Here is a 12,366-nt window from a genome sequence, read left to right as displayed (position 1 = left end):
CAAGGAGACCCGCCGTGAAACACCTTCTTATTCTAGTTGCATTGTGTTTGCCTGCCCCTTCGCTGGCGCAAGACACCAGCATCGAAGACGTTATCCGCAACCAACTACAATCCTTTAATGATCGGGATATTGCGGGTGCATGGGAACATGCCAGCCCCTTCATCAAGGGCACGTTTGGCACGCCTGAAAACTTCGCCCGAATGGTGGAAAACGGGTATCCGATGGTCTGGGACAACACGGATGTGCGGTTTCTGGATCGCAACGAGCTTGAAAATCTGACCCGTCAGGAAGTCCAAATTCAGGGGCCAGATGGAGTGTTCTATATTCTTGATTATCAGATGATTGAGACACCGGAGGGCTGGCAGATCAACGGCGTGTATGTGATCCCAGCGCCGGAGATCGTTTCCTAAAACCGTTGCGCTATGCGCTGCGTCACCGTCACGGTGCTGTCAGAGGCCGTTTACCCCTTCGCCCTAACTCTATCCCCCGATGACCCGAGCGCATTTTCGCACGGGATCTGGATTTTTACGGGGCAGGGTGGCTGCCCCCATTGAGGGGTTTCATATGAACAAGGTAATTACCGACGGGCTTGTCCTGATGCCGACACCGTTTGCAGATGGTTTGGATGTTTGGTCAAGCGGGGACGGGACCCCAGGATCAGACACCTACGAACAATCAGGGAATGGGGCGTTTGTTCCTGCTGATCAACATTTTGACGGATGCCTTGAATTTATCAAAACCGATAGCGTGGCAAAGCTGCGCTACATGGGCGAGACCAGCGTTCAGCCGGGATGCTATCTGCGTGTAACTGCGCGGGTGAAGTGTGTTTCTGGTGCCTTGCCTGACGTGCGCATCGCGGGTTGGGCGGGACAAGCCGGTGGCAGCCACTTGAGCGGTGTTGTCGAAACGGGATCATCGGTTTCGCTGACGGGTTACGGCGACGTCGTTGAGATTTCAGCGATCATCGGAACTGGCGCGCGAACCGGCGTTGATATGGTCTGGGCAGACGCGGATTACGGACACATCGGGCTGGACTTTACGGGTGCGAACGGCGGCGTTGTGCGTGTCGATGATATTGAAATTGAGGATATCACAGGCGCGTTTTTGCGCGATATGCTTGGGATCGTGGATGTACGTGACTACGGCGCATTGGGCGATGGTGTGACGGACGACTCCGCTGCGTTTGAAGCGGCAGACAATGATGCCGATGGGCGCGAAGTTCTGATCACAGCGGGGACCTATTTTCTAGGAGATTCAGTTACCTTCGTTAATCAGGTGCGTTTTGAAGGCACGGTTACAATGGCCGAAGAGCATCGATTGATTTTCCAGAAGAACTTTGACTACCCCACTTATGTGGACGCTTTTGGCGATGAAGAGTTGGCGTTTAAAAAGGCGTTTCAGGCGCTGTTGAACTTTTCTGATCATGAATCACTGGATTTGGGCGGGCGGCGTATTTCGCTGACCGCGCCGATTGATATGCAGGCGGCAGTCAACAACCGTACGCAATTTGAAACGCGCCGCGTTATCCATAATGGGCAATTTCAGGCGATCGCTGGACCGGCATGGGATGATGACGCCGTTCTTGCGCAGGCGACCTATAACGCGGCAGATCCCAAAGAACTAAGCAATGTTGCCGACATTGGCAGCATTCAAGTTGGGTCATTGGTGACGGGCAACGGTGTGGGCCGTGAGGTTTATGTGCGTGAGGTCGATGTCGCGGCGTCCACGATCACGCTCAGCCAAGAGCTGTTTGACGCAGAAGGCACGCAGGAATTCACCTTCACGCGGTTCAAGTATCTGCTTGATTTCAGCGGATTCACAAAGCACTCCGATTTGATTTTGGACAGGGTTGAGTTGCGTTGTAATGGCGAATGTAGCGCAGTGATGTTGGCACCTTTGGGTGTCTTGTTTCAAATGCATGATTGTCAGTTCATCCGTCCGAAAGACCGCGGAATTACGTCGATTGGTGGGGGCTGTCAGGGCATGATCATTGACCGCTGCAATTTTGAATCCGATGAGTCTCCGACCCCCTCACATCTACGCGTATCGCAATGCTTCAATACCAATGCCAACGACGTAAAAATCCGCAACTGTCGCGCATCGCATTTCCGGCATTTCGGGGTAATTCATGGTGGCCAGGCGATTATTGCCAACAATCACTTTTTCAATGGGGACGAAGAAGCCGACGGCGTACGCGTTGCGGGGCTTGTCCTCACGACGCCAAATTGCGCGTCTACGATTTCCGGAAACTACATTGATAACTGTTTCATCGAGTGGACGAACGAGCATGACGCCGAACCGGATGTGCCGGGCTATTCATTTGGCGCGCTGTCGATTACAGGCAACGTTTTTCTTAGCATTGATGGTCAACCATCGACCCGTTGGATCGTGGTAAAGCCCTATGGAACGGGCATGTTCATTAACGGGCTAAACGTCCAAGGGAATATTTTCCGAACGTACAACGGCAGCATTGAACGGGTCGAAACGGTCGATACCACCTATGCTGGCCTCGATTACTCACGCATGCGCGACATCGTTTTTGAAGGGAACTCGTTTCACGGTGTCGATCAGACGACGCGCAATCCCCACCTTGAGGTGCACACGGAAAGCTCGGTTGATGCGACATGGGTTGTGGACACCGAGAAAAACCTGCCGTTCGGAGGGCCCGCACGCCACATTGACACGCTGGTTCCGATCAATGCGATCAAGAACGGGTCGAATAGTGCCGTGTTCGTCCAGCCCTATGCGGTTCCTGAACAGGGGGCGGATGAGGATGAGTTCCACATCATTTGGCCGGAACCCGTGAAAGGGGAAATCCGCTATTCCGTGCGAATGGATGATCCGTCTTAGAAGGTTTTGGAAGGGGCATCTGTTGAGGGTGCCCCTGTCCTTTACATAACCACCATTGGGCGACGCCTATCGATAGCTATGACTGAACGAACTACCCGCCCCTCTTCTTCCTCGGCTTGATCCCACCGCGTTGGCCGGGTCTGCCGGCCTGTGAGCGACCCGCGCTTTTCTTGCTGTCTGCCACAGCTTTATCCACTTGGTACTGGCGCGCGAGTGGGTCGTCGGAGACGACCAAGTCGACGGTTTCTAATCGTTTCACCTCGTCGCGCAGTCTTGCGGCTTCTTCAAACTCAAGGTTCTCAGCCGCCTTGCGCATATCGGTGCGCAGGCCTTCCAATACGGCTTGCAGGTTCGCGCCTGCTGGGGCGTCGATTGTGGCTGTGACGCGGTTCATGTCGACGTCGCCTTTGTAGAGGCCGGCCAGAATATCCTCGACGTTTTTCTTCACTGTCTGCGGGGTAATGCCATGCTCTTCGTTATAGGCGATCTGTTTGGCACGGCGGCGGTCGGTTTCCCCCATCGCGCGTTCCATGCTGCCGGTGATGCGATCCGCGTACATGATAACGCGGCCTTCGGCGTTGCGCGCGGCGCGGCCGATGGTTTGGATCAGGGAAGTTTCGGACCGCAAGAAGCCTTCTTTGTCGGCATCCAAAATGGCGACCAGCCCACATTCGGGAATGTCCAAACCTTCACGCAACAGGTTGATCCCGATCAGCACATCAAACGCCCCGAGCCGTAGATCGCGCAGGATTTCGATGCGTTCAATCGTGTCGATGTCAGAGTGCATGTAGCGCACTTTGATGCCGTTCTCGTGCAGATATTCGGTCAGATCTTCGGCCATCCGTTTGGTCAATGTGGTGACCAAGGTGCGCATTCCCAAGGCATTTACCTTGCGGATTTCATCCATGACATCATCGACTTGGGTGTCCACGGGGCGGATTTCGATCATGGGGTCGAGGAGGCCAGTTGGTCGGATGATTTGTTCGGTGAACACACCACCCGTCTGCTCCATTTCCCACGATGCTGGAGTCGCAGATACGAACACAGACTGCGGGCGCATGGCGTCCCATTCCTCAAACTTCAGCGGGCGGTTATCCATACAAGACGGCAGGCGAAAACCGTGTTCAGCCAGTGTCATCTTGCGGCGGAAGTCACCCTTATACATGCCGCCGATTTGCGGCACCGAGACGTGGGATTCATCGGCGAATACGATCGCGTTGTCGGGGATGAACTCGAACAGGGTGGGGGGCGGCTCACCGGGGGCGCGGCCCGTCAGGTAGCGGGAATAGTTTTCGATACCGTTGCACACGCCTGTGGCTTCAAGCATCTCAAGGTCGAAATTGCAGCGCTGCTCAAGGCGTTGCGCTTCGAGCAACTTCCCCTCACCAACCAGTTGATCCAACCGCTGGCGCAGTTCTTTTTTGATACCGACGATGGCCTGTTTCATCGTAGGTTTCGGCGTGACGTAGTGGGAATTCGCGTAGATGCGGACCTTTTCGAAGGTGTCGGTTTTTTCACCTGTGAGGGGGTCAAACTCGGTGATGTTCTCAAGCTCTTCGCCAAAGAAGCTGAGTTTCCATGCACGATCATCAAGGTGGGCAGGCCAGACTTCCAGCGTATCGCCACGCACGCGGAACGTGCCGCGTTGGAATGCTTGGTCGTTACGTTTGTAGGCTTGCGCGATCAGGTCCGCCATGATGCCGCGTTGATCGTAGTTTTCGCCAACGTGCAAATCTTGGGTCATCGCACCGTAGGTTTCCACGGATCCGATGCCGTAAATGCACGACACGGACGCCACGATGATCACGTCATCGCGTTCCAACAGCGCACGGGTGGCCGAGTGGCGCATCCGGTCGATCTGTTCGTTGATCTGGGATTCTTTTTCGATGAACGTGTCAGACCGCGCAACGTAGGCTTCGGGTTGGTAGTAATCATAGAACGACACGAAGTATTCGACCGCGGCCTCTGGAAAGAAGCCTTTGAATTCGCCGTAAAGCTGGGCGGCTAGGGTTTTGTTTGGCGCGAGAATAATCGCAGGGCGCTGCGTTTCCTCAATCATTTTGGCCATCGTGAAGGTTTTACCGGTCCCCGTCGCCCCAAGCAAAACTTGGTCGCGCTCGCCCGCGTTGATACCTTCACACAGCTCTTTGATGGCGGTTGGCTGGTCACCGGCAGGATCAAATTCGGTCACCAGCTTAAGCGCGCGCCCACCTTCCAGTTTTTCACGGGTTTTCACGTCCGGCGCTGGGTTGGCGAGGAATTGTTCGGCTTCGGATTTATCGGTCTGGGCGTAAGGCATGGGCGCTCCTGTCCGCTCTAATGTGACATCGATCCGCGCAGCTTCAAGAGGGGATGCTGACAGCAGTATGTCAGCAGGGTGTCGCTGGTTCTGGTTTTCCGTATTTGACTAGAAGTTGGTATCGCGCAAGGCTCGGGGTGAGTAAATTAGAGAGAGCCTGTTATGCGGTTTTTGGTGTTGGCGGTTATAACCTGTTTGTTGGGGACGCAGTTGGCGGCTGAACAACTGTTCGGTCGCGACGTTGTCATCACGGACGCACGGCATGATCGCGGCGCACGGGCGCCTTTGGTTATCGTCATGCACGGATTTCTGGGGACCCCCGAAGAAATCAGGCGCAGCAGCGGGTTTGATCGCGTAGCTCGCGCAAATGGCCTTGTGGTGGTTTACCCAAGCGGTCTTCGTCGACGTTGGAATGATGGTCGGAGCCCGGCCAATGAAACATATGATGTCGGTTTTCTGACACAGCTGGTTTCGTCCTTTGTAAGCGACGGGCGGGCCGATCTTTCGCAAGTCTATGCCGTAGGCCATTCAAATGGCGGCGGAATGGCGATGCGGTTGGCCTGTGATCGCCCAAACCTATTGGCAGGCATTGCTGTGGTCGCGACCAAGGTCCCAAGTGCCTATACTTGCCCGCAAGGCCTGCCAGTCCCTGCGATCTTCATTCATGGGACACTTGATCCAATTGCGCCACATGTGGGCCGCCCAGGTGGTGCACGGCTAGGGGCGACGATGTCCGCAGCCGACGGAATGGCAACGTGGCAACAGCGCAACCGTTGTGGTGCATCGCGTGTGGTGCAAACAATTGATACGCAAAATGATGGGACCGCTGTGCAGGTTATTGACTATGCTGGGTGCACAGCAGCGTTGCGCTACCTATTAATTGAAGGGCACGGCCACGGTTGGCCTCGGCAAAGAGCCCGAGCAACCCGTCTTTTGGGCCCTGCAACCCAAGAGCTAGACGCATCATCGGCGATTTGGCAGTTCTTCGGACAGCTTTAGGCGTATTTGAACGCTCAAAGACTTGCGCGAAGTTGGGGAATCCCCGATATACGGGCCAAGCCAGTAGGAGCCCATCATGCGCGCACGTATTTATCAGCCAGCTCGAACCGCTATGTCGTCAGGCACTGCGAAGACCAAGCATTGGGTTTTGGAATTTGCACAAACGTCTGCACGCGATGTTGATCCGTTGATGGGTTGGACATCGTCATCTGACACGCAGACACAAGTTAAGATGTCGTTCGATACCAAAGAGGCCGCAGTTGAATATGCTGCAGCCAATGGAATTGACGCATCCTTGCAAGAACCGAAGAAACGTCGCGCAAACATTCGCGCCAATGGCTATGCGGAAAACTTCGCAACGAACCGTCGCGGTGCATGGACGCACTAAGTACTGCGGGCGTTTCCAAACTGGTTTTACGTCAAAACAGTTTAGTTTGAATTGCGCCACCTATCGCTTCATTAGTTTATACTTTTGCTCAATTATTCCTGCATGTGATGTGGGTTTTGCGAGGTGAAAACCCTGAAGGATGTCGCATCCGAGTGCTGCGAGCGTTTCTGCCTGCTCCTGATTTTCAACACCCTCGGCGACAACCTCGATTTTTAGGGCGCGTGCAATGTCCACAATCGACTTCACGAGACTAATCATCGCGGGGTCTTCATGCACATTAAGCGTCAAGGAACGGTCAATCTTCAGCCTTTTGGGACGGACATTTACCAGACCCAGAATTGATGCGTAGCCGCTGCCGAAATCGTCTATTTCGAACTCCACTCCAAGTTGCTTAAGCCGATATAGCGATTGTGAAACTTGATCATTTGTGACGTCTAAAAACACAGTTTCGAGAAGCTCGAACGACAAGTATTTTGCATCATCACCTAATGCTTCAACACATTCTATGATTTGCGGATCGACCAATCGTTGGCCGGAAATATTCACTGACAATCGTGGCGCAACAAACCCGTCGCGGCGCCAGTTTTGAAGGCACCTGATCGCCTCGTTCAGAATTTGTCGGTCGAGTTCGGCGACACAGTTCATTTCCTCCGCAAACTTGAGGAAGTCGGCAGGTAAGAGGAGGCCGTGTTCAGGGTGTTTCCAACGTGCGAGCACCTCCAACCCAACGAGTTCCGAGGTCTTCGCGTCAAATTGGGCTTGGAAGTATGGAACGATCTGCCCACTCTCGGACAACGCCTGACTTAGCTGCTCTTTCATGTCGCGATTATGTTTAGCCTTTTGGCGCAGCTTGGGGTCAAACATACAGCTGGTTTGTCGTCCCGAACGTTTCGCTTCATAGAGCGCAAGGTCGGCGTCGCCTAACCCGCCCCAAATATCGGCCAGCTTGCTTAAACAACCAGCGATGCCGACGCTGGCAGAGATTGAGATTCCGTGTCCATCGATCTCCATTGGAGTCGCAAGCCGTTTGTTTAGCTCTATGCAGAATGCGTGGGCGCGGGTTCCCTCTTGTCCATCATCCAGTATTGCCACGAATTCATCACCGCCCAAACGGGCTACAAATTCGTCTCGGTGCTTAAGTGCGTTCAAGTGTCTGGCAACGCTGATAAGGGCTGCGTCGCCAATCGCGTGGCCAAACTTGTCGTTTACGTCTTTAAAGTAATCCAGATCGATATGTAGAATCGACACATAACGTTCATCTTCAAATTCATTTGTGTGAAATTCTTTGCATACCCGCTCAAAGTGCCTTCGGTTTGGCAGGCCGGTCAGGGCATCCCGTAGAGCGCTATCCTCAACCTTACGATTTGCTAAAACCAGCTGCTGATTTCGCTGCTCCAGCTCGGTCTGCATGTTGATGAAGTCTGTGACGTCTGAACTTGTACCAACGACGCGAACAGCTTTTCCGGACGCCGAACGCATTACCTGTCCTCGTGATCGCCACCACCGCCACGAACCATCGCTATGTTTCATGCGATAGGTTTCGTTAAACGGCAAACTGAGTCGGATGTGCTCATCGAACGCGTCACGAGTTTTCTTAACGTCGTCTGGATGAACCCTTTCTTCCCACCAAGAGAACTGATCTGGCGCAACGTCGTAACTTTCCCCCAAGAGCTTGAAATTCTGCGTCGAGAAAAACACCAAACCGTTAACCAAGTCGAAATCCCAAATCCCATCAACTGCCGCATCCATCGCAAGGTCATACCGTTCGTTGACTTCCTCAAGTTGGGTATGAATTTGTAGACGCTCCTCACGGTCCATGAAAAAGCCGATCAGTTCAGCGACTGATGCGGCATAGGCGACTTCGTCCGGGGACCACTCACGGAATATGTCGACGGTCTCGATGCAAACGACCCCTTTGGGGCCTGCAGCAGACCTGATCTGAGCGTCTAGCATGGAAATGATGCGATTTGGTTTAAGGTAAACATCCGCGAACTCAGACGTACGCAGGTCTACGCGCGCATCGTCCGCTGCAATGACCCTTTCCTTAAGAAAAGCGTCGAAATATCGCGGGAAGTCCTTTTCTTTCAGTATCGTACCGGATTGATGTTTCTGATCCTCAGCAAGATACAAATCCACACATTCGATTTCGTCGTGGTTATCGGACAGCGACCAAGCGCTAACGCGCGCGACCCCCAGTTGGTCACCGGCTTCTTCAGTGACGATCGCCGAAAAATCCGCATAACTAACGGAATTCCCTGTATAAAGTCTCATAAGACGGTCCAACGACGCATTAAAACCGCGAATGCGTTCAAGGATATGTTCTTCGTCTGGAGCGACGTCTTTAACCTCAGCCAGTTTTGGTTTCATGGGGTTAACAATCCATTTTGCACAACGAGACAGTTTCTTTCTTTACTCGATTTGGCCTCTCAATAGGTTAACGATTGCGATTTTCTTGCGTGTTTCCCGTTTGCTCATGAGCCCACGGATCATCGTGCAATTCCGTCATCTGAAGTATATGGAATGAACGGCAGAACGTGCGCCGCGTTTAACGTGTTTTTCATGCGGGGGGCCAAGACGTCGGGTGGTTATTGCAACATTTTTGGCAGGATTGACCGAAAAATCATGCCAGTCAAAGCCTGCCCGCCAAAGGGCGACATTCCGCGTGTGCGATTGTCACAGGGATTAGAACGAAATCAGGGACCCATTTGACGCCTGCGTGTTGCGCACCGTCAAGGGGCGGTTTTCGCCGTCCGGCAAGATTACGGCCGCACTATTTTGAACGCTGAGCGGGCTTGCGAGTTGCTGCCAGTCAAGTTGAAGATCGTCGTCGCCGCTGGTCAACGCGAATTGCAAAAGCGAAAATGGTGCATCAACACTTTCCCCGTCATCTGCGGGTACATCCATGTATTGTTCACGGTCGCGTCATCGTTCCGTGAATGGATGGTGAACCCCGGATGGAAAATCCCGTTTTGCACCCAACGCACGAAGAGCTCGGGATCGGGGCTTGGGCCAGAAAATCCATTGTGTCGGCGTTTGTGAAGCCCAGATGCGATCCAGTATCGTCCCAGAAAGTCGACTGTTCCAGCGCGCCTGTTTCGCTTTCTTTGATTAACAGTCCGGCGGTCACGGCTTCATAAATTCGGGAATGATCGTGCAGCAGGCAGGGTTTGATATTCGCAACCAAATGAACTTGTGCGTCGTGGAATTTCCCGGCCAGCGCCATAATGTCAGGTACTTTGTCTTGGTTCCAGTTAAACACATGCCGCTTGGTGCCGATCGAGGTGTAACCGGAAGATAGCTGAAAACTATCGCAGGGGATTTCGTGTTGTGAGATCTTGAGGGACACGCGAAAAAGCTCGACCTTCGAGAGCCACAATACGCAAAATGTGGCGACCTTCGACGTCCAACTCAACGCCATTGGGCAACTAATGCCCCAGCGTCCAGGATTTCAGCGTCTTCATTCGCTATGTTCTTTTGTGTTAAGCACCCAACGCTTCGACACGCGCAGCAAGGGTGTCTAGCTGGGTCGGCTTAAGATCAGAGATGCCGATAAGATCGGCCAGTTGTGCAATGGCAAGTCGATTGTCGCGCGCGGCGTCGATCATTTCGGTAATCCTTGCGCTGTTTGGGTCAGACAGTGTTTCGCCACGCTGATGTGTTCGCAGGGCGAACGCGATCCATGCCGCCACCGCGTCAAAGGCTTGCGGGGCATCGCGACCGTTGACCAGAAGCGGGACGATCCGTTCGCGCATTTTTAAGCTGCCGTCGGTTGCGATCTGGATCAGCTCGTGGCGCATTTCGGTCACGGCAAAGCGGTCAAGCAGTGCGGCGCGATAGGCGGGGGCGGTGTCTTTCACGCTATCGGGTAGTGTCTCGACGGCTTCGTCCCAAAGACGTTCAACGCTTGCACGTAGGTCTGCGTCTGCCATCGCTTCGTGGACATACCGGTGGCCAGAAAGCAAACCCGCGTAGGCCAGCCAAGAATGGGACGCATTGAGAAGCCGAAGTTTGCGTTTCTCGTAAGGTGCGACGTCGGGCACAAGTTCAGCGCCGGCCAATTCCCATGCCGGGCGCGATGCGGCGAAATTGTCTTCGATGACCCATTCAGTGAAGGCTTCGGTCATGACTGGCATCACGGCGGGTTGGCCGGCTGACGCCGCTATCTCGTTGCTAAGGGTTTCGGTTGTGGCTGGGGTGATGCGGTCGACCATAGTGTCTGGAAAACACGTTCCTGGATCGATTTGAAGCTGCGCAGCCTTTGAAAAATCGGAAATCGCTGCGCCAAGTTTGTGGCCATTTCCCGATAGGTTGTCACAGCTCAGAACAGTCAACGGGTCAAGGCCAGCTTCCATCCGCCGTGCAAGGCCAAGCGCCAAAAGGCCAATCGCGCTGGTCGGCTGCCCTGCAAGGTCGGCTTTGATAACAGGGTTATCCAAATCCAGCTGGCCGGTCGCCGGATCTAGACAGTAGCCTTTTTCAGTTATCGTAAGCGTGACGGCCATAAGGTCCGGGTCGGCAAAAGCATCGATGACCGCCGCAGGGTCGCGACTGGCCAGAAGCACTTTGTCATGCAGGGTGATCTGTTCGGTGCGCAATCCGTCGCTGGAACGGATGCCCAAGGCGTACCCGTTGCCGCTTTGCAGCGCGTCAAAAAGCGCGGCGTTGCGCATCACCACACCAGTAATTCGCCAGTCTTCGCCGGCTTGGGCTGTGTACCACGCTTGATGCGCCCGATGGAAATTACCAAGTCCAAGATGAATTAAGCGGGGCATAATCTATACTTTCTTTAGTCTGTAGGAACCCACGGCAGCATCGTGGACCAGCCATTTGGCCACGCCCTCCGCCTCGTTTCTTGTGAGGATACCACGGTCGATTTCATCTCCGAGGTGCAAGGCGACACCACGCCGCCACAGTTCTTGCCGCGCCGGTAGCGATAGGAAGGCGCGGGTGTCGTCGTTGAAACCTGCAAGATTATAGTAGCCAGCGGTTTCAACAACATTGTCGTTCATTTTGCTCATCTTCGCAATACGTTGCGTCTTGGCCCCGCAGAAGGACCCCACGCAAGTTTCCATGAATCCGAACAACTTGCCGGTGACACGGATATGGTCGCAACTATAGGCGCGCTGCTTGCAGAACTTAGGGGTGTCATGGCCGCGTTAAAGACCTAGCGGCGTATTTTATAACGCGACGCTTGAAGTTTGGCCCAGCTGCCCGCTAGAAGGGCGAGAGCGGTCCCGTAGCTCAACTGGATAGAGCACCTCACTTCTAATGAGGATGTTGGGGGTTCGAGTCCTCCCGGGATCGCCAGATTTTCCGATTGTTGTTGCCAGAAAAAGCATAAGCATGCGCAAAAAAGGCAATAGGTTGCTCAGGCCATATAAATAAGGGCCTTCGTTTTTGAACCGCATTTTGCACTATAGGTTTTGTGTGCCCAAACGCCTCATAGCCGCGACAACGCCAGCTCCGAGCGACGCTGAGATCGTCAGCCCAGAACCGCTTCGACGTCTTTGCGCAAGTATAGTGGGCCATAGGTCTCACCATTTGGGCCGAATGGTTTCACCCCAGCTGCCGTCAATTTAGCAATTACGGTCTGCCGGGCCTCGGTAAACTCCAAAACCATCGTCGTCGATGTGAGGAACTGTAGATGAAATGCTTCAATGTCTTGCTCGGATAGGTAAATCCGGTCTCCGCCAAGTGTCGGATGAGGTCTGCGCGTGGCGCTTGCATGACCTGCGGAAAATAGTTTTTCAAACCACCCAGATTCTCTAATGCCGACTTGGCGACTGAATGCTGCGGCAGAAATATATGAGCTGTCGGTGGTTAACGGTTT

At 53.9% G+C, this 12,366-nt stretch carries 11 protein-coding genes and 1 tRNA gene; 5 read left to right on the top strand and 7 right to left on the bottom strand.

The window, feature by feature from the left end; translation table 11 throughout:
- Positions 1-14: 14 nt before the first annotated feature.
- Together OSB_RS12625 and OSB_RS12620 are read left to right on the top strand one after the other, a co-directional pair.
- Complete coding sequence (locus OSB_RS12625) at positions 15-410, top strand: DUF4864 domain-containing protein (protein ID WP_049835333.1); 396 nt, start codon at positions 15-17, stop codon at positions 408-410.
- A 154-nt stretch (positions 411-564) separates the two neighbouring features.
- Positions 565-2,850: a right-handed parallel beta-helix repeat-containing protein gene (locus tag OSB_RS12620; protein ID WP_049835332.1), complete on the top strand. Its 2,286-nt coding sequence runs from the start codon at positions 565-567 to the stop codon at positions 2,848-2,850.
- Positions 2,851-2,941: 91 nt separating this feature from the next.
- On the opposite strand, the gene uvrB is transcribed toward OSB_RS12620, so the two are convergent.
- Entirely contained in the window at positions 2,942-5,149 is a 2,208-nt protein-coding gene (uvrB, locus tag OSB_RS12615; protein WP_049835331.1) for an excinuclease ABC subunit UvrB, read from the bottom strand.
- 162 nt (positions 5,150-5,311) lie between these two features.
- Between uvrB and OSB_RS12610 the strand changes: the two genes are divergently transcribed.
- Positions 5,312-6,148 carry a CE1 family esterase gene (locus OSB_RS12610; RefSeq protein WP_049835330.1) on the top strand — a complete coding sequence of 279 codons (837 nt, stop codon included), beginning with the start codon at positions 5,312-5,314 and terminating at the stop codon, positions 6,146-6,148.
- A gap of 76 nt (positions 6,149-6,224) precedes the next feature.
- A complete protein-coding gene (locus OSB_RS12605) occupies positions 6,225-6,536 on the top strand; it encodes an ETC complex I subunit (protein WP_049835329.1) in 312 nt (103 codons plus the stop codon).
- Positions 6,537-6,596: 60 nt separating this feature from the next.
- Here the strand turns inward: OSB_RS12605 and OSB_RS12600 are convergent, their stop codons facing one another.
- The 6 genes from OSB_RS12600 to OSB_RS12580 all read right to left on the bottom strand — a co-directional run bounded on the left by OSB_RS12600 (position 6,597) and on the right by OSB_RS12580 (position 11,545).
- Entirely contained in the window at positions 6,597-8,666 is a 2,070-nt protein-coding gene (locus OSB_RS12600) for a putative bifunctional diguanylate cyclase/phosphodiesterase (protein WP_158454122.1), read from the bottom strand.
- Positions 8,667-9,218: 552 nt separating this feature from the next.
- Positions 9,219-9,440, bottom strand: a complete 222-nt coding sequence (locus OSB_RS16750; RefSeq protein ID WP_049835327.1) for a hypothetical protein — start codon at positions 9,438-9,440, stop codon at positions 9,219-9,221.
- Entirely contained in the window at positions 9,374-9,511 is a 138-nt protein-coding gene (locus tag OSB_RS16870; protein ID WP_234967432.1) for a hypothetical protein, read from the bottom strand. Before OSB_RS16870 ends, OSB_RS16750 begins: the two co-directional genes overlap by 67 nt.
- Positions 9,448-9,882, bottom strand: coding sequence for a TIM-barrel domain-containing protein (locus OSB_RS12590; RefSeq protein ID WP_234967433.1), 435 nt, complete (start codon positions 9,880-9,882; stop codon positions 9,448-9,450). Before OSB_RS12590 ends, OSB_RS16870 begins: the two co-directional genes overlap by 64 nt.
- Positions 9,883-10,015: 133 nt before the next feature.
- Positions 10,016-11,308, bottom strand: a complete 1,293-nt coding sequence (locus OSB_RS12585; protein WP_049835325.1) for a mannitol dehydrogenase family protein — start codon at positions 11,306-11,308, stop codon at positions 10,016-10,018.
- A 3-nt stretch (positions 11,309-11,311) separates the two neighbouring features.
- A complete protein-coding gene (locus OSB_RS12580; protein ID WP_143831364.1) occupies positions 11,312-11,545 on the bottom strand; it encodes a hypothetical protein in 234 nt (77 codons plus the stop codon).
- A gap of 221 nt (positions 11,546-11,766) precedes the next feature.
- Between OSB_RS12580 and OSB_RS12575 the strand changes: the two genes are divergently transcribed.
- A tRNA-Arg gene (locus OSB_RS12575) sits at positions 11,767-11,843 on the top strand.
- The last annotated feature ends 523 nt before the right edge of the window (positions 11,844-12,366 follow it).

The organism is Octadecabacter temperatus (assembly GCF_001187845.1).
Classification (GTDB): Bacteria; Pseudomonadota; Alphaproteobacteria; order Rhodobacterales; family Rhodobacteraceae; genus Octadecabacter; species Octadecabacter temperatus.
This window is presented reverse-complemented; position numbering and strand designations above follow the sequence as displayed.